The following is a 17,660-nucleotide window of genomic DNA, read 5'->3' on the forward strand; positions in this document are numbered from 1 at the left end:
GCTGGGGATTGGTACGCCTGCAGCTCGAAACTTACCGTTGCTGTTACCAGCAAATGCCTTCGGTACGGCCTGTCGTACTGGTGGCCTTGGACATGAAGCCCACCAGGTCGATCACTTGCTTGCCGTGCGGTGCGTTCTGCGCCAGGGCGCGGAACTTCTCGTCGCGGTTACCGAGGATGATCACGTCGGAGTTGTTGATCACATCATCGAAGTCCGAGTTGAGCAGGGACGACACGTGGGGGATCTTGCCTTCGATGTAGTCCTTGTTGGCACCGTGGACACGGGCGTACTCGACGTTGCTGTCGTAGATGCTCAGGTCGTAGCCCTTGCCGATCAGCATTTCCGCCAGCTCGACCAGCGGGCTTTCGCGCAGGTCGTCGGTACCGGCCTTGAAGCTCAGGCCCAGCAGGGCGACTTTGCGTTTGTCGTGGCCGGCGACGATGTCGAAGGCGTTCTGCACCTGGGACTCGTTGCTGCGCATCAGCGAGTTGAGCAGCGGCGCTTCCACGTCCAGGGAGCCGGCGCGGTAGGTCAGGGCGCGCACGTCCTTTGGCAGGCACGAGCCGCCGAAGGCGAAGCCTGGGCGCATGTAGTACTGGGACAGGTTGAGGGTCTTGTCCTGGCAGACCACTTCCATCACTTCGCGACCGTCGACGCCGACCGCCTTGGCGATGTTGCCGATCTCGTTGGCGAAGGTGACCTTGGTGGCGTGCCACACGTTGCAGGTGTACTTGATCATCTCGGCTACGGCGATGTCCTTGCGGATGATCGGTGCGTCGAGTTCTTCGTACAGCGACTGCAGGACATCGCCGGAGGCTTTGTCGAATTCGCCGATAACGGTCATCGGTGGCAGGTCGTAGTCGGCGATGGCGGTGGATTCGCGCAGGAATTCCGGGTTGACCGCAACACCGAAGTCGACGCCGGCTTTCTTGCCGGAGCAGTCTTCGAGGATTGGGATCACCACGTTGGCGACGGTGCCCGGCAACACGGTGCTGCGTACCACGATGGTGTGGCGGGTGGTCTTGTCACGCAGGACAAAACCGATCTCGCGGCATACCGATTCGATGTAGTTGAGTTCCAGGTCGCCGTTCTTCTTGCTCGGCGTACCGACGCAAATCATCGACAGGTCAGTATCACGGATGGCGTCGGCGAAGTTGGTGGTGCCGCGCAGTCGACCGTTTGCGATGCCCTGGCTCAACAGTTCGCCCAGACCCGGCTCGACGATCGGCGATTTGCCGGCGTTGATCAGGTCGATCTTTTCCTTGGAGATGTCTACGCCGACCACTTCGTGGCCACGGGCAGACAGGCAACCGGCACACACTGCGCCAACGTAACCCAAACCAAATATGCTGATGCGCATCGCAATTACCTCTGTATTTAAATCATGCCATTAGATGGCCGGAGTTCATGTTTGCAAACGTCACAAATGCCGCGAAAGTTGGGCGAATAGACGCCGACTTGCCGCGTACAGGCATGTTGAATAACGAGTGACTAACTATTGCACTCAAGTTGTGCGCAACTTGGCCTTGTTATTGGGGCCTGCCCTGAAATGCAGCCAGCCTTCCTGGGAGAAGGGCCTGGCGCCAGTGCCGCAGGGCCTTGATAGAGGCTGTAAGCCTTTACATATCAATGCCTTGGGTTGTCTCACTGACCCATTAGGGTAAGCACAGCCTTGGCCTTATAGTTCGTGGCAATGGATCCTTATCGCCGCTCTCAACTAATCGGTTGGTAATGTGACCACTGAGTCAAAGTTGAATATGACAACTTCGCTACTTCCGTTGGTCCGCCTTGTAAGTCATCTCCTACAGAAACAGAGAATTTCGTTACCGGTGGTATGAGCGGCGCTTCAGGACGAAGTTCCGGGCCGCTCATCCTGTTTCCCGAAATTTCTTGAAATATAGGTAAAGATGGCACTGGTACTATATTGATAGCACTTGCTATCTGGGCCAGTAGTTACGGGTAGTTGGCGCGAAGGGATAGTTTTGTGCCACTAGTGTTTTAAAAAAGTGGTGCCACTACGAAAAAAAATCGGAAAAGTCGAGTGAAAGAAATGTTAGGGATGTGTCTGGATATTTTTTGACGTCAAATAAATGACGATTCTTGGTGTGAAGCGCGGACAAAAATGTGGGAGGGGGCTTGTCCCCGATGGCAGTGCATCAGTCGATAGATTCGTGACTGAACCACCGCAATCGGGGGCAAGCCTCCTCCCACATTTGGATGTCATTGTCTGAAAGAGGTTGGTACGGCCTTATTCCGGTGCGTGATCGCGCAGGAACACCAGATTGTCCGGCTTGGACTGCTCCGCATTGAAGCGGTAACCCTGCACATCGAACTGCTTGAGCCTGGCCGGATCGTTGATGCGCTCTTCGATCACGAAGCGGCTCATCATGCCCCGGGCCTTTTTCGCGTAGAAGCTGATGATCTTGTACTGGCCGTTCTTCAGGTCCTTGAACTCGGTGTTGATGATCCGCGCGTTCAGGGCCGTGCGCTTGACCGCCGAGAAGTACTCGTTGGAGGCCAGGTTGAGCAGCACGTCGTCGCCTTGTTCGGCCAGGGCTTCGTTCAGCCATTCGCTGATGCGCGTGCCCCAGAAGGCGTACAGGTCCTTGCCACGGGCGTTGGCGAGTTTGGTGCCCATCTCCAGGCGGTACGGCATCATCAGGTCCAGGGGGCGCAGCAGGCCGTATAGGCCCGAGAGCATGCGCAGGTGGTCCTGGGCGTAGCTGAAGTCGGCATCGCTGAAGGTCTCGGCGTTGAGGCCGGTGTACACGTCGCCCTTGAACGCCAGCAAGGCCTGCTTGGCATTCTCGGGGGTGAAGGCCGGGGTCCAGCTGCCGAAGCGGGCGGCATTGAGGCCACCGATCTTGTCGGACACGTGCATCAATTCGCTGATCTGCGCCGGGCTCAGCTCGCGCAGTTGCTCGATCAGCACCTGGGAATGGTCAAGGTACTGTGGCTGGGTAAAGCGCTGGGTCACCGCTGGGGTCTCGAAATCGAGGGTCTTGGCGGGGGAAATCACCATCAGCATGAAGTCGTCTCCTGTAAATCGTGCGGGGATTCTAGGGGGTTGGGCGTTTTGACTCCACCTATGATGGCGATAGGCGCGATCCGCTATGATGGCCGGTGACTCTGGAGAGGGAGACCCCTGCGTGCGAATAGCGCTTTTATTGTCGGCGTGCCTGCTGTGCCTGAATGCCCAGGCGGCGCCGGTGGATGTAGCCAGCCTGGACCGTGGCACCTGGCCGGAAAAACTCAGCAGTCCCGCCCTGTTCGACGTGGCTTCGCGTGCGGAAATCCTGATGTTCGCCCACAGCCTGCTGGCCAGTGAATCCCAGGATGAAACCGCACTCAAGCAGCGCCTGGGCTTGAAGATCATCAACCTGGCCGCCATCGACGATCTGCGTCGCGAGCTTTGGCAGCGCCTGCTGGAGAACTACACGTTCGCCCAGCAGAGCTGCGAAGTCGACGCCTCGTTCTGCTACCTGGTGGAGAACATGGACGACCTGCGCGAGCAGGCCGGCAAGCTGGCGATCAGCGAAGACTCCTTCTATATAGGCTGGGCCGCCCCCAGCCATGCTTTCCACGAGCGTTATCTGGACGAACTGCTGCGCAAGGCCGCGCTGTTTCCGCAGATCAGCAGCGAAGTCGCGCGCTTTGGCGACCATGAACGCAATGGCGATGAGTTCAACGACCGCCTGTTCCTGCTGACCTTCGACGGCGGTCCGGCACCGGTCAGCGGCAACACCGACTGGCTCGCCGACTACCTGCGCAAGCAGAAGATGAACGCCACCTTCTTTGTCCTCGGCAGCAGCCTGCAAAACCGTGTGGAGCGCAGTTCTGCCGCTGAGGTGGAGGCGTTGTACCAGGGACAGTGCGTCGGTACCGAGGGCTGGCAGTACCGTTCCCACAGCCATTGGGTGGACTGGCAGAGTTCCATCACCCGCAGCGCGCAGTTGGTGCAGAACCTGATGCCGGAAAACTACGTGCCGCTGTTCCGCCCGCCTTACGGGCAGCGGCGCGCGGACAGCCAGGGGTTCTTCCAGTCCCAGGGCTTGCAGGTGGCGTTATGGGACATCGATTCCCAGGACGAGCCGGGCAAGCTCAAGGCCGATGAGTCGGCGCAACGGGTGCTGACGTTGATGCTGTTGTGGCGCAAAGGCGTGATTGTGTTTCACGACACCCAGGACAAGGCGCGGGTAGCACTGCCGATGTTGCTGCAGGCAACGGCGCAGAGTGGGCTGGGTTGGCAGGACTGCCGGGAGGCGTTTCGTTAAAAGGATGAAGTGCCCGGCCCTGTTGGGTTGGAGGCATTTTGGCGCTGATTTTGTGCGACATTTCGATGCAGGCGGACTTCCGACTTTAACGGTGCGTCGGGCACTCGGCTAGTGCTATTCGTCATCCTGAAAAATAAACTTCAAAAAAGCGTCAAAGTACTTTTTCCTGTCATGGGTTTTGCGGTATTACGAAGTCAGATCGCCGAAACCTGCAACACAGGTGGCGTCTTCCAAGACTCCTCATGTGGGCACTGCGCTTGACGTCACTCAGGTGCAGTCGGTGGTCGAATCGAGGCGCAGCACTGTTGTGGTATTGCGTCGACTGGCTCCCACAAAGGTGACCGAGTATGGATGATCATGGACGTAACCCTTCTTCCGACCAGCCAATCCTTTATGTGCTTGATACCAATGTACTGATCCACGATCCAAACGCACTGCTTAACTTCGAAGAACACCACGTCGCCATCCCGATGATCGTGCTTGAGGAGCTCGACAAACTCAAAAGCGGGCACCACAGCGTGGCTGCCGAATGCCGCCAGGCCATCCGCCTGATCGACAAGACCCTGGGCGAAGCGTCACCCGAGGACGTTGAGGTCGGCGTGCCGATCCAGCGCGGCAAAAGCGGGCCCAAGGGCTTGCTGTCGATCCTGATGAGCAAGCGCAGCGAGCCCAACAGCCTGCTGCCGGAAAACCTGAACGACAACAAAATCATCAACCAATTGATCGACCTGCACGCTCGTGACAAGGACCTGCGCGTGGTGCTGGTGACCAAAGACATCAATATGCGCCTCAAGGCACGAGCGTGTGGGATCGCTGCCGAGGACTACAGTACCGACCAACTGGTCGACGACGTGTCGATGCTGTCCCGTGGTTATCACATGATGACCGGCTCGTTCTGGGACCGTGTCAGCAAGGTCGAAACCCGTCAGGACCATGGCCGTACCTGGCACCAGGTACAACTGATCGACAACCTGCCGGCCGTGCATATCAATGAATTCATTGTCGACGAACAGGGCTTCGTGGGCTGGATCAAAGAGATCCAGGTCGACAAGCTGCTGATCCTCGACCTGCATCAGGAACCCCTGTTGCACCAGGAAGCCTGGGGCCTGAAACCGCGTGACATCTACCAGAGCCTGGCGTTGTATGCGCTGCTCGACCCGGACATCCACCTGGTCAACCTGACGGGCGCTGCCGGTTCCGGTAAAACCATCCTCGCCCTGGCTGCCGCCATCGAGCAGACCATGGTGACCAAGCGCTATCGCCGCATCATCGCCACCCGCTCCGTGCAGGGCCTGGACCAGGAAATCGGCTTTTTGCCCGGTACCGAGGCGGAAAAAATGGAGCCGTGGCTGGGGGCGATCACCGACAACCTCGAAGCCTTGCACATGGATGACGAAAACACCCATGGCAGCGTCGACTACATCCTCAGCAAAGTGCCGTTGCAGTTCAAATCCCTCAACTACATCCGAGGTCGCAGCTTCCAGCAGAGCCTGATTTTGATCGATGAATGCCAGAACCTGACCCCGCACCAGATGAAAACCATCATCACCCGTGCCGGCGCCGGTTCCAAAGTGGTGTGCCTGGGCAACCTGGCACAGATCGACACCCCTTACCTGTCCGCGACCAGCTCCGGGCTGACCTACCTGACGGAACGCTTCAAGGACTTCCCGAACGGCGTGCATATCGCGCTGCAAGGGGTGCCTCGCTCGATTCTGGCTGAATACGCAGAGTCGCACCTGTAACCGTTGGAGCGGCGGTGCGTCGCACCGCTGCTCCCACATTTATTGCGTGTTGGGTTTACAATCGCCGCTCCTGATCAGGAGTATCCCTGTGCTGACTCATCTCGATTCCCAAGGTCGCGCCCATATGGTCGACGTCACCGACAAGTCCGTGACGTTCCGGGAGGCGGTGGCCGAAGCGCGGGTGCGCATGCTGCCCGAGACCCTGCAAATGATCGTCGACGGCGCCCATCCCAAGGGCGACGTGTTTGCCGTGGCCCGCATCGCCGGGATCCAGGCGGCGAAAAAAACCAGTGATCTGATTCCCCTGTGTCACCCGCTGATGTTGACCGGAGTCAAGGTCGAACTGAGTGCCGATGGCGCAGACTCGGTACACATCGTCGCGCGCTGCAAGCTGTCCGGGCAGACCGGCGTAGAGATGGAAGCGTTGACGGCGGCCAGCGTCGCGGCGCTGACGATCTACGACATGTGCAAGGCCGTGGATCGCGGCATGACCATCGAAAACATCCGCCTGCTGGAAAAGCTTGGCGGTAAGAGCGGGCATTTCAAGGCGGATGGACAATGAGCATCAACGTACTGTTTTTCGCGCGTTACAGCGAAAAAATAGGCCTGGATTCACTTGAGATGGAAGGCGAATTCGCCACGGTCGATGCCGTGCGCCAGGCGCTGGCCGCTGATCCGGGCTTTGAAGTGCTCAACGAAACCAGCTTGATGTGTGCTCGCAACCAGGAGTTGTGTGCTCTCGACGAGCCGTTGCAGGCCGGTGATGAAGTTGCGTTCTTCCCGCCCGTGACCGGAGGCTGAACATGGCCATTCGTGTACAGGTCGAACCGTTTGACCCCGGTGCCGAGGTCAACGCGATGCACGCGGCGAATGTGGGCGTGGGCGCGGTGGTGAGTTTCGTCGGCTATGTGCGCGATTTCAACGAGGGCCGAGAGGTGTCCGGGATGTTTCTCGAACACTATCCGGGCATGACTGAAAAAGCCTTGGCCAAGATCGCCGTCGAAGCCGAGCAACGCTGGCCGCTGCTCAAGCTCGAAGTGCTGCATCGTATCGGTGCGCTGGAGCCTGGCGAGCCGATAGTGTTCGTGGCCGCCGCCAGTGCCCATCGCCAGGCCGCGTTCGATGCCTGTGCGTTTGTGATGGATTACCTGAAAACCCGTGCGCCTTTCTGGAAGAAGGAAAACACCCGTGAGGGTGCGCGCTGGGTGGAAGGGCGGGACAGCGACCACGCTGCGGCGGATCGCTGGAAATAACCAGCCGAACACTTAACCAAATGTGGGAGGGGGCAAGTCGAATCGTCGCACCGCCCCTCCCACATTTTTATCGCTTTTCAGCTTACGGGCGTTTGCGTTCTACAGCCCGCAGTAAGTGCGTCGGCGGAGTCTCGCAACTGATCTTGCGGCCCAGCAAGGTCTCGATCGACGGCAACTGATACGAGTCATCCTCCCCGGCAAAGCTGATCGACACGCCCGCAGCCCCCGCCCGGCCGGTACGGCCGATGCGGTGCACGTAGTCGTCCGGCACTTCCGGCAGGGTGAAGTTGATCACGTGGCTGATGCCGTCGATGTGAATCCCGCGCCCGGCCACGTCGGTGGCCACCAGCACGCGGATCTTGCCTTCGCGGAAGCCTTCCAGGGTCTTGATGCGCTTGTGTTGCGGCACATCGCCGGACAGCTGCGCGGCATTCACGCCATCGCGCACCAGGCGTTCCTCGATGCGGCGCACTTCGTCCTTGCGGTTGGCGAACACCATCACGCGTTCCCAGCCGTTGTCGTTGACCAGGTTGTAGAGCAGCTTGTACTTGTCGGCACCGGCCACGGCATAGATGTGCTGTTCGACGTTTTCGCTGGCGACGTTTTCCGCTTCGATCTCGACGATGGACGGCTCGGTGGTCCACTGCTTGGCGAGGTTCATCACGTCTTCGGTGAAGGTCGCAGAGAACAGCAGGGTTTGGCGCTCGTTTTTCGGCGGGGTCTGGCGAATGATCTGGCGCACTTGTGGGATGAAACCCATGTCGAGCATGCGGTCGGCTTCGTCCAGCACCATCACTTCGACCATGTCCAGGTGCACGTCGCCGCGCTGGTTGAAGTCCAGCAGGCGGCCGGGGGTTGCCACCAGGATGTCGCAGTGGCGGGCTTCGAGGTGCTTGAGCTGCTTGTCGAAGTCCATGCCGCCGACGAACGTCATGACGTTGAGGCCGGTGTACTTGGTCAGGTCGGCGGCGTCCTTGGCGATCTGCACCACCAGTTCACGGGTAGGCGCGATGATCAGCGCACGCGGTTCACCCATGTAGCGTTCTTTCGGCGGCGGCGTTTGCAGCAGCTGGGTGATGATCGAGATCAGGAACGCGGCGGTCTTGCCGGTACCGGTCTGGGCACGACCGATGGCATCTTTGCCGGCGAGGGTAAAGCCCAGTACCTGCGCCTGGATCGGCGTGCAGTACGGGAACCCCAGGTCCTGGATGGCGTGCATCAGTTCCGGGGCCAGTTTGAAATCATGGAAGCGGGTCTTGCCTTCCTGGGGCTCGACGACGAAATCCTCGAGTTTCCACGGGATCACCGGCGGTTTGGGCGCGCGTTCCCGGCGAGGCTTGGGGGCGGGTGCGGCTTGGGTCTCGGGTTTTGCCTGTTCGGGCGGTGTCACCGTCGGCGTCTTCGGCTGGGCGACAGGTGCAGTCCGGCCTGGCTGTTGACCGTCATTGCGGCTGCCGGAGGAGGGGACAGGAGCACTGGGAACAGGCGCGAGCGGCTCAGCCTCGCTTTTGCCGAACATCTTCTTGAGTGCTTTGAGCACGGTGATCTCATTAATTGGTTAAGGAATGTACGCCGGCCAGTGTAATGCAAGAATCGGGCGCGGCGTAGTGCGTCTGTCATACGGCTACATAAACTTGGGGTTCAGCCCAGGCGAGCGGTCAACCAAGTCCCTATATCGTGAATCTCCTGGGGTAACACTTCGTGGCCCATTGGGTATTCCTGCCATGTCACGGTGACACCACGGGTTTTCAGGTGCTCGTAGGCGCTGCGGCCCATGGCGTTCTGTACCACCTCGTCGTACTGGCCGTGCAGGCACAGCGTTGGAATGCGTTGTTGGCTGGCCGACAATTCAAGCTCATCGCTGAAGGTGGGCGCGTAGGTGGAGAGGGCGATGACGCCGCCCAATGGCCCCTCCCAATTCAGGAACGCGGTGTGGAATACCACGGCGCCACCTTGGGAAAAGCCCGCGAGGAAAATCCGCGAAGCGTCTATTCCGGTTCTCTTCTGTGCTTCGATCAGATCGGTCAGCATTTTTGCTGACACTTCCAGCTCTTCCAGGCTGATCGAGCGGGCCGGGCTCATGGCCTTGATGTCGTACCAGCTGGGCATCTCGTAGCCACCATTGATCGTCACCGGACGGGTCGGTGCCTGGGGCAAAACAAAGCGGGTGGACAGCAAGCTTTCCTGCAGCGCCTCGGCCACCGGCAGGAAGTCGTAGCGATCGGCACCCAGGCCATGCAACCAGATTACGCAGGCGTCTGCGGGCTTGGCGGGCTGAAGAATCAAGGGTTCGGTCATGTCTGCTCCATATATGTGCGTGCGCTCCGATTGGGTGCGTCGGAACGGTGCGCGACAGGTTGATCTGTTAAGAGAATGTCGCAAGGTTGAATCTTTTTCCATTGACGAGGGGCTGAAACGACTCAGCCGCCACTCTGGTACGCGCCTTGCTATGTGTAGGTCGATGTCAGAACTTTCCCTGGACGGTAACACTATCAGTGACTGCCGCTTCTGGGATAGCCGCTGGAATTACCGCGAAAGCCTCATGCCGCTTGACCCTAAAAAAAGCCAACACGGGTCGATATCGCCTCATAAGGGTGCGCTGAGGTTGGAGCTTCGACACAACAAGAGCAACTGGAGGTTTGAATGAAGGTATTGAAATCCACCCTGGCCATCGTTAGCGCGGCGGCTGTACTGGGTGTCAGTGGTTTCGCCCAGGCTGGCGCCACTCTGGACGCCGTGCAGAAGAAAGGCTTTGTGCAATGTGGCGTGAGTGACGGCTTGCCGGGCTTCTCGGTACCGGATGCCAGCGGCAAGATCCTCGGGATCGATGCTGACGTTTGCCGCGCCGTGGCCGCTGCCGTTTTCGGCGACGCCACCAAGGTCAAATTCAGCCAGTTGAACGCCAAGGAGCGTTTCACCGCGCTTCAATCCGGCGAAGTCGACATCCTGTCGCGCAACACCACCATGACCAGCTCCCGCGATGCGGGCATGGGCCTGAAATTCCCGGGCTTCATCACTTACTACGACGGCATCGGCTTCCTGGTTAACAACAAGCTGGGCGTCAAAAGTGCCAAGGAACTGGACGGTGCAACCATCTGCATCCAGGCCGGTACCACCACTGAGCTGAACGTTTCCGACTACTTCCGTGGCAACAACCTCAAATACACCCCGATCACCTTCGACACCTCCGATGAAAGCGCCAAGTCGCTGGAATCCGGTCGTTGCGACGTACTGACTTCCGACAAGTCCCAACTGTTCGCCCAGCGCAGCAAGCTGGCCTCGCCAAAGGACTACGTAGTTCTGCCGGAAACCATTTCCAAGGAACCGCTGGGCCCGGTCGTGCGTAACGGTGATGACGAGTGGCTGGCCATCGTGCGCTGGGTGGGCTACGCCATGCTCAACGCTGAAGAAGCCGGCATCACGTCCAAAAACGTTGAAGCTGAAGCCAAGTCCACCAAGAACCCGGACGTTGCGCGTCTGCTCGGTGCTGACGGCGAATACGGCAAAGACCTGAAAGTGAAGAAGGATTGGGTCGTACAGATCGTCAAGCAAGTCGGTAACTACGGTGAAGTGTTCGAGCGCAACCTGGGCAAGAGCACCCCGCTGGAAATCGACCGCGGCCTGAACGCGCTGTGGAACAACGGCGGCATTCAATACGCACCGCCTGTGCGCTGATCGCTGATGGTTCTGTCACCCGGTGGGCCAACCGCCGGGTGATGTTCTGTTCCATTCTTTCCGGGGCACTTCATGCAAAAACAAATCGGCGCACCAAATCGGAAGCTCAGCTTCAGCGATCCCAAAGTGCGTGCGTGGCTCTTCCAGATCATCACGATTGTGGCGGTGATCTCGCTGGGCTGGTACCTCTTCGACAATACCCAGACCAACCTTCAGCACCGGGGCATTACCTCGGGTTTCGACTTTCTTGAGCGCAGTGCCGGCTTCGGCATCGCGCAGCATTTGATCGACTACACCGAATCGGACAGCTATGCCCGTGTCTTTGTGATCGGGCTGCTCAACACGTTGCTGGTGACCTTTATCGGGGTGATCCTGGCGACCCTGCTGGGCTTCATCATCGGCGTGGCGCGCCTGTCACCGAACTGGATGATCAACAAGCTGGCGACCGTGTATGTGGAAGTGTTCCGCAACATTCCGCCGCTGCTGCAGATCCTGTTCTGGTACTTCGCGGTGTTCCTGACCATGCCGGGGCCGCGCAACAGCCATAACTTCGGTGACACCTTCTTTGTCAGCAGCCGTGGCCTGAACATGCCCGCAGCGCTGGCCGCTGACGGGTTCTGGCCGTTTGTGGCCAGCATCGTGGTTGCCATCGTGGCAATCGTGCTGATGGCGCGTTGGGCCAACAAGCGCTTTGAGGCGACCGGCGTACCCTTCCACAAGTTCTGGGCGGGCCTGGCGCTGTTTATCGTGATCCCGGCGTTGTGTGCCTTGATCTTCGGCGCGCCGCTGCACTGGGAAATGCCAAAGCTTTCAGGTTTCAACTTTGTCGGCGGCTGGGTACTGATCCCTGAACTGCTGGCCCTGACCCTGGCGCTTACCGTGTACACGGCAGCGTTTATCGCCGAGATCGTGCGTTCGGGCATCAAGTCCGTCAGCCACGGCCAGACCGAAGCTGCGCGCTCCCTGGGCCTGCGCCCTGGGCCGACGCTGCGCAAGGTCATCATCCCGCAAGCCCTGCGGGTGATCATTCCGCCGCTGACCAGCCAGTACCTGAACCTGGCGAAGAACTCGTCGCTGGCCGCCGGTATCGGTTACCCGGAAATGGTTTCGCTGTTTGCCGGCACGGTGCTCAACCAGACCGGCCAGGCCATCGAGGTTATTGCCATCACCATGAGCGTGTACCTGGCGATCAGCATCAGCATTTCCCTGCTGATGAACTGGTACAACAAGCGCATTGCGCTGATCGAGCGGTGAGGAAACGCACATGAGTTCGCATACTTTCAAACCTGATATGCCGCCGCCGAGCAAAGTCTTCGGACCGATGGCCTGGATGCGCGCCAACCTGTTCTCCAGCTGGCTCAATACCCTGCTGACGCTGTTGGCGTTCTACCTGATCTACCTGGTGGTGCCGCCGATCCTGCAGTGGGCCATCCTCGATGCCAACTGGGTCGGCACCACCCGCGCCGACTGCACCAAGGAAGGCGCGTGCTGGGTGTTTATCCAGCAGCGCTTCGGGCAGTTCATGTACGGCTACTACCCCGGCGACCTGCGCTGGCGTGTGGACCTGACCGTGTGGCTGGCCATCGTCGGCGTGGCGCCGTTGTTCATCTCGCGTTTCCCACGCAAGGCGGTCTATGGCCTGAGCTTCCTGGTGCTGTACCCGATCATCGCCTACTTCCTGCTCCACGGCGGGATCTTCGGGCTGACCAATGTGGCAACCAGCCAATGGGGCGGCCTGATGCTGACCCTGGTCATCGCCACTGTCGGCATCGCCGGTGCCTTGCCGCTGGGGATTGTGCTGGCCTTGGGGCGGCGCTCGAACATGCCGGCGATTCGTGTGGTCTGCGTGACCTTCATCGAGTTCTGGCGCGGCGTGCCGTTGATCACCGTGCTGTTCATGTCCTCGGTGATGCTGCCGTTGTTCCTGCCCGAAGGCATGGGCATCGACAAGCTGCTGCGGGCGTTGATCGGCGTGATCCTGTTCCAGTCGGCCTACGTGGCCGAGGTGGTGCGTGGCGGTTTGCAGGCGATCCCTAAAGGTCAGTACGAAGCGGCCGCGGCGATGGGCCTGGGTTACTGGCGCAGCATGGGCCTGGTGATTCTGCCGCAAGCCCTGAAGATGGTGATCCCGGGCATCGTCAACACGTTTATCGCCTTGTTCAAGGACACCAGCCTGGTGATCATCATCGGCCTGTTCGACCTGCTCAACAGCGTCAAGCAAGCCGCCGCCGACCCTAAATGGTTGGGCATGGCCACCGAAGGCTATGTGTTTGCCGCCCTGGTGTTCTGGATTTTCTGTTTTGGTATGTCGCGCTATTCCATTCATTTGGAACACAAGCTCGACACAGGCCACAAGCGTTAGGAGTTGATGTTATGAGCGAAGCGATCAAACAGCCTGTGAGCCCTGAAGGCATTATCCAGATGCAGGGCGTCAACAAGTGGTATGGCCAGTTCCATGTGTTGAAAGACATCAACCTCAACGTCAAGCAGGGCGAGCGTATCGTGCTGTGCGGCCCGTCGGGTTCGGGCAAGTCCACCACCATCCGTTGCCTCAACCGTCTGGAAGAGCACCAGCAGGGCCGCATCGTGGTCGATGGCGTGGAGCTGACCAACGACCTCAAGCAGATCGAAGCGATCCGCCGTGAAGTCGGCATGGTGTTCCAGCACTTCAACCTGTTCCCGCACCTGACCATCCTGCAGAACTGCACGCTGGCGCCGATGTGGGTGCGCAAGATGCCCAAGCGCAAGGCCGAGGAAATCGCCATGCACTACCTGGAGCGTGTGCGCATCCCGGAGCAGGCCCACAAGTTTCCGGGGCAACTGTCCGGCGGCCAGCAACAGCGCGTGGCGATTGCCCGCGCCCTGTGCATGAAGCCGAAAATCATGCTGTTCGATGAGCCGACCTCGGCCCTCGATCCGGAAATGGTCAAGGAAGTACTCGACACCATGATCGGCCTGGCCGAAGACGGCATGACCATGTTGTGCGTGACCCACGAAATGGGTTTCGCGCGCACCGTGGCCAACCGTGTGATTTTCATGGACAAGGGCGAGATCGTCGAACAGGCGGCGCCGAATGACTTCTTCGACAACCCGCAGAATGACCGGACCAAGCTGTTCTTGAGCCAGATCCTGCATTGATCGATGCCTGAAAAAATAAACCCGGCCTGGCCGGGTTTATTTTTGTCTGTTCAGGAGGCCTTGAGCGCCTCCTGCCCTGTGTTCGCGGTATGGGTGAAGCCCCGCAGGTCAGCGCCTTCGGCCAAGACCCTGGCGTCGGCGAGCAGGTGAGGGTAACGGTCCAATAGTCGCATCAACAGAACCAGTGGCTTCGGTGGCAGAAGCTCACCGCGTTCATAACGTGAAAAAGCGTTGTGACCGCCACCGGACAACAGTTGCACGGCTTCTTTCTGCGTAAGGTGCAGCTTGCGACGGATGCGTTTCATCTCGTTGCCGATCATTGTCCGCGCGGTACGGACCAGTTCATCGCTGGCGGCGCTATAGCGGTCGGAGCTGTCAGGGTCATGCATGCCGTCGCCGCACAGTTGGCATTCCCAGCCAGACAGGTCATCGACACGCCGTTCCATACCGTTGACACGGAGGGTTTCGCTGCGGCTTTCGAAGCGCCTCATGGCGTCGGGTGCACCGCAAATGAAGCAATGTTGAGTGTTCATGAGCTCTTCTTCTTGAAGGAGATCACTGGAGGGTTACCGGCTGTGCAGTAAGTGACCTTGATGTAAATCTCCAGACCGTGTGAATTGATGTGGTACACGTCCTGCCACACCCGGTGATCGGCATACGTGGTCATCGATTTGTACAACATCCTGTTTTGTAGTTCGAAAACGACCTCTTGCATCTCCTTGATATTCAGACCGAGCCGCGCGCCTGTTTGCTTTGCTGCGAGCGTGAATGCCCGGCCTCCAAGCCGCCTGACGTCCGCCTTGATCACCGCCAGATCGTAATGAGGTGTGTACTTTTCCATAAGACACCTGAGCCGAATAATTACCCTTTGAGGGTAATTTTACCAATCGAAAATACTGCTCCTTTTCCTGCCTAAGAACCCTAGTGCGTTGCCTTTGTAGGCAACTCTGAATAGGCTGTAGGAAAATTCATCCTATGATTGGACGAAAGCCTGCATTCCATGACAGACATCGCCCCCTTGATCAAACGCTCCCTGGTGGACCAGGCCCTTGAGCAATTGCGCTGGCGCATCAGCGAAGGCCGGTGGGCCATCGGCGAACGCCTGCCCACCGAGCCGGAGCTGGCCGCCGAGCTGGGCATCAGCCGCAACACCGTGCGCGAGGCCATGCGCGTGTTGGCGTTCTCCGGGTTGATCGAGATCCGCCAGGGCGACGGCAGTTACCTGCGCTCGATGACCGACCCGCTGGGGGCCATGCGCGCGTTATCCCACTGCACCCTGGAGCAGGCGCAGGAGACGCGGCAGATCCTGGAAGTGGAGGCCGTCGGGCTCGCGGCGGTGCGCCGTACCGACGCCGACCTCACCGCTTTGCATGAGGCACTCAAGGCCAGCGCGGTGCTGTACCACGGTGACCTCGAGGCCTATATCAGCGCCGACCTGCTGTTCCACAAACGCCTGGTGGACGCCGCGCACAACCCGGCGTTGAGCGAGCTGTACCAGTACTTTTCCGCCATCGTCGGCGCGCAGTTGCGCCAGACCCTGAACATTTCGCCGCGTCGCCAGGCGGTGTTCGACCTGCATATCGCCCTGCTCGCAGCCGTGGAACACCAGGACCCGGAACGCGCCAAATCCCTTTGCCGGCAGTTGATCAATGAACCCTGAAACCAAGCGTACGAGCGAGTTGGACGAACTGTTGATCGACGCCGAGGCCGACGACGACGTGGTGCAAAGCAGCCACCCGGTGGTGAGTCGCCCCTGGTTGCTGCTGCTGGGCCTGATCCTGGTGGCCTTGAACCTGCGTCCGGCGTTGTCGAGCGTGGCGCCATTGCTGGCCGACGTCTCCAGCAGCCTGGGGTTGTCGGCGGCCAAGGCCGGTTTGCTCACCACCCTGCCGGTGTTGTGCCTCGGCCTGTTCGCACCCACGGCGCCGATCCTGGCCCGGCGGTTTGGCGCCGAGCGGGTGGTGTTGGGGATTTTGCTGACCCTGGCCGCCGGCATCATCCTGCGCAGCGCTTTTGGCGAAGTGGGCTTGTTCGCCGGCAGCCTGATCGCCGGTGCGAGCATCGGCATCATCGGCGTCTTGCTGCCGGGCCTGATCAAGCGTGATTTCGCCAGGCAGGCCGGTGCCATGACCGGCGTCTACACCATGGCCCTGTGCCTGGGCGCGGCGTTGGCCGCCGGTGCCACGGTGCCGCTGAGTCATTACTTCGGTGACCGCTGGACCATTGGCCTGGGCTTCTGGATTCTGCCGGCGTTGGCGGCGGCGTTGTTCTGGTTACCGCAGGTCGGCCGCAGACACGCCACCCACCAGGTCGCCTACCGAGTGAAGGGCCTGCTGCGTGATCCGTTGGCCTGGCAGGTCACCTTGTACATGGGCCTGCAATCGTCCCTGTCGTACATCGTGTTTGGCTGGCTGCCGTCGATCCTGATCGGTCGTGGCCTGAGCGCCACCGAAGCCGGGCTGGCGTTGTCCGGCTCGATCGTCATGCAATTGTTCAGTTCCCTCGCCGCACCCTGGCTCGCCACCCGTGGCAAAGACCAGCGCCTGGCGATCGTAGTGGTGATGCTGCTGACCCTCGGCGGTTTGTTCGGTTGCCTGTATGCACCGCTGGACGGCCTGTGGGGCTGGGCGATCCTGCTCGGCCTGGGCCAGGGCGGTACGTTCAGCCTGGCGCTGACCCTGATCGTGCTGCGCTCGCGCGACTCCCATGTGGCGGCCAACCTGTCTAGCATGGCCCAGGGCTTTGGCTACACCCTGGCGTCCATTGGCCCATTTGCGGTGGGCCTGGTGCACGACTGGACGGGCGGCTGGTCGGCCATCGGCTGGATTTTCGCGGTGATCGGCCTGGGCGCCATCATTGCCGGGCTGGGGGCGGGGCGGGCGCAGTATGTGCAGGTCAGCAGCGAGAAAGTCTAGAGGTACACCACCTCCAGCGTGGCAAGGCCGTCGAGTCGTGTGTCGCTGCTCAGGTCCAGGTTTTGCGTGGCATTGATCACGGCTTCGACCTTGACCGTGCTGATCAGCTCCTGGATTGCCGAGGGCCCGGCCGTGCTGCCGGCGATGTCGGTAAAGCCCAGGTAACTGTTGGCGCCGATATTGATCGGGTTGAGGTTGGCGGTGCGCCAGGCCACGCCGCCGGTGGTGGATTCGGTGCCGTACACCTGCGTGGTGCTGTCGACCAGGGTTTGCCTGGGGTCGAAGGTCATGGCGTACAGGCCGATACGGTTGCCGCTCCTGTCCAGGCCCAGGCCGTAGTAAATCTCGCTGTTGACCATGGCCGAACCGTCGCGATTGTCGTGCATGCGCAAGGCAAAGCGGTTCGAGGCGTTGCAGGCGATGCTGACTTGCAGCAGCTTGACCGGCAGGCGCGTGTTTTTGTCCGTGTTCAGGTCCTGGTGGGAGATCTTGCCGTAGTCGATCAACGCGCCGTTGGACAACTGCGGGGTGCAGGCGGTGGGCGTGATGCGGCCCTTGACCGCCAGGTCCACGCGCGAGGCGGCCTGTGCGGGGAGCGCGCTCCCCAGTAACAGCAGGGAGAGCAGGGTGATGCCGGGGGTTTTCATGGGGCGGGTTCCAATG

General features: G+C 60.1%; 18 protein-coding genes. 11 read left to right on the plus strand and 7 right to left on the minus strand.

Annotation, left to right across the window (positions count from 1 at the left end):
- Positions 1–43: 43 nt before the first annotated feature.
- Positions 44–1,360, minus strand: a complete 1,317-nt coding sequence (locus J1N02_RS18650) for a nucleotide sugar dehydrogenase (RefSeq protein WP_092487137.1) — start codon at positions 1,358–1,360, stop codon at positions 44–46.
- An 888-nt stretch (positions 1,361–2,248) separates the two neighbouring features.
- Positions 2,249–3,028 carry a peroxide stress protein YaaA gene (yaaA, locus tag J1N02_RS18655; RefSeq protein ID WP_027604723.1) on the minus strand — a complete coding sequence of 260 codons (780 nt, stop codon included), beginning with the start codon at positions 3,026–3,028 and terminating at the stop codon, positions 2,249–2,251.
- 121 nt (positions 3,029–3,149) lie between these two features.
- On the opposite strand from yaaA, the gene J1N02_RS18660 reads away from it, so the two are divergent.
- The 5 genes from J1N02_RS18660 to moaE all read left to right on the plus strand — a co-directional run bounded on the left by J1N02_RS18660 (position 3,150) and on the right by moaE (position 7,269).
- Positions 3,150–4,274: a polysaccharide deacetylase family protein gene (locus tag J1N02_RS18660; protein ID WP_027604722.1), complete on the plus strand. Its 1,125-nt coding sequence runs from the start codon at positions 3,150–3,152 to the stop codon at positions 4,272–4,274.
- A 347-nt stretch (positions 4,275–4,621) separates the two neighbouring features.
- Positions 4,622–6,016, plus strand: a complete 1,395-nt coding sequence (locus tag J1N02_RS18665) for a PhoH family protein (protein WP_005785025.1) — start codon at positions 4,622–4,624, stop codon at positions 6,014–6,016.
- Positions 6,017–6,104: 88 nt separating this feature from the next.
- Positions 6,105–6,578, plus strand: a complete 474-nt coding sequence (moaC, locus tag J1N02_RS18670) for a cyclic pyranopterin monophosphate synthase MoaC (protein ID WP_027604721.1) — start codon at positions 6,105–6,107, stop codon at positions 6,576–6,578.
- Positions 6,575–6,817, plus strand: a complete 243-nt coding sequence (gene moaD, locus J1N02_RS18675) for a molybdopterin converting factor subunit 1 (RefSeq protein ID WP_027604720.1) — start codon at positions 6,575–6,577, stop codon at positions 6,815–6,817. Before moaC ends, moaD begins: the two co-directional genes overlap by 4 nt.
- Positions 6,818–6,819: 2 nt before the next feature.
- Complete coding sequence (gene moaE / locus J1N02_RS18680; protein WP_027604719.1) at positions 6,820–7,269, plus strand: molybdopterin synthase catalytic subunit MoaE; 450 nt, start codon at positions 6,820–6,822, stop codon at positions 7,267–7,269.
- Between the two features lie 82 nt (positions 7,270–7,351).
- Here the strand turns inward: moaE and rhlB are convergent, their stop codons facing one another.
- Complete coding sequence (gene rhlB, locus J1N02_RS18685) at positions 7,352–8,815, minus strand: ATP-dependent RNA helicase RhlB (protein WP_169899203.1); 1,464 nt, start codon at positions 8,813–8,815, stop codon at positions 7,352–7,354.
- 95 nt (positions 8,816–8,910) lie between these two features.
- On the minus strand, positions 8,911–9,567 hold the full coding sequence (locus J1N02_RS18690; RefSeq protein WP_027604717.1) for an alpha/beta hydrolase: 657 nt from the start codon (positions 9,565–9,567) through the stop codon (positions 8,911–8,913).
- Between the two features lie 345 nt (positions 9,568–9,912).
- On the opposite strand from J1N02_RS18690, the gene J1N02_RS18695 reads away from it, so the two are divergent.
- The 4 genes from J1N02_RS18695 (at position 9,913) to J1N02_RS18710 (ending at position 14,082) form a co-directional block, all read left to right on the plus strand.
- The gene (locus J1N02_RS18695; RefSeq protein ID WP_027604716.1) at positions 9,913–10,944 is read left to right on the plus strand and encodes an amino acid ABC transporter substrate-binding protein; all 1,032 of its coding nucleotides are present in this window, start codon (positions 9,913–9,915) and stop codon (positions 10,942–10,944) included.
- Positions 10,945–11,016: 72 nt separating this feature from the next.
- Positions 11,017–12,198, plus strand: coding sequence for an amino acid ABC transporter permease (locus J1N02_RS18700; protein ID WP_027604715.1), 1,182 nt, complete (start codon positions 11,017–11,019; stop codon positions 12,196–12,198).
- Between the two features lie 10 nt (positions 12,199–12,208).
- Complete coding sequence (locus J1N02_RS18705; RefSeq protein ID WP_027604714.1) at positions 12,209–13,306, plus strand: amino acid ABC transporter permease; 1,098 nt, start codon at positions 12,209–12,211, stop codon at positions 13,304–13,306.
- Between the two features lie 11 nt (positions 13,307–13,317).
- The gene (locus J1N02_RS18710) at positions 13,318–14,082 is read left to right on the plus strand and encodes an amino acid ABC transporter ATP-binding protein (protein ID WP_003171943.1); all 765 of its coding nucleotides are present in this window, start codon (positions 13,318–13,320) and stop codon (positions 14,080–14,082) included.
- Between the two features lie 50 nt (positions 14,083–14,132).
- Here the strand turns inward: J1N02_RS18710 and J1N02_RS18715 are convergent, their stop codons facing one another.
- Positions 14,133–14,615: a type II toxin-antitoxin system MqsA family antitoxin gene (locus J1N02_RS18715; protein WP_098480346.1), complete on the minus strand. Its 483-nt coding sequence runs from the start codon at positions 14,613–14,615 to the stop codon at positions 14,133–14,135.
- Positions 14,612–14,923, minus strand: coding sequence for a type II toxin-antitoxin system MqsR family toxin (locus J1N02_RS18720; RefSeq protein ID WP_027604712.1), 312 nt, complete (start codon positions 14,921–14,923; stop codon positions 14,612–14,614). The genes J1N02_RS18715 and J1N02_RS18720 overlap by 4 nt, the downstream gene beginning before the upstream one ends.
- 159 nt (positions 14,924–15,082) lie before the next feature.
- On the opposite strand from J1N02_RS18720, the gene J1N02_RS18725 reads away from it, so the two are divergent.
- Together J1N02_RS18725 and J1N02_RS18730 are read left to right on the plus strand one after the other, a co-directional pair.
- Positions 15,083–15,742: a FadR/GntR family transcriptional regulator gene (locus tag J1N02_RS18725; RefSeq protein WP_092356653.1), complete on the plus strand. Its 660-nt coding sequence runs from the start codon at positions 15,083–15,085 to the stop codon at positions 15,740–15,742.
- The gene (locus J1N02_RS18730; protein WP_421147559.1) at positions 15,732–16,997 is read left to right on the plus strand and encodes a CynX/NimT family MFS transporter; all 1,266 of its coding nucleotides are present in this window, start codon (positions 15,732–15,734) and stop codon (positions 16,995–16,997) included. Before J1N02_RS18725 ends, J1N02_RS18730 begins: the two co-directional genes overlap by 11 nt.
- Here the strand turns inward: J1N02_RS18730 and J1N02_RS18735 are convergent.
- Positions 16,994–17,644: a DUF1120 domain-containing protein gene (locus J1N02_RS18735; RefSeq protein ID WP_421147560.1), complete on the minus strand. Its 651-nt coding sequence runs from the start codon at positions 17,642–17,644 to the stop codon at positions 16,994–16,996. The genes J1N02_RS18730 and J1N02_RS18735 overlap by 4 nt on opposite strands.
- Between the last annotated feature and the right edge of the window lie 16 nt (positions 17,645–17,660).

Source organism: Pseudomonas sp. NFX5 (assembly GCF_049132125.1).
In the GTDB taxonomy this organism is placed as follows: Bacteria; Pseudomonadota; Gammaproteobacteria; order Pseudomonadales; family Pseudomonadaceae; genus Aquipseudomonas; species Aquipseudomonas marginalis.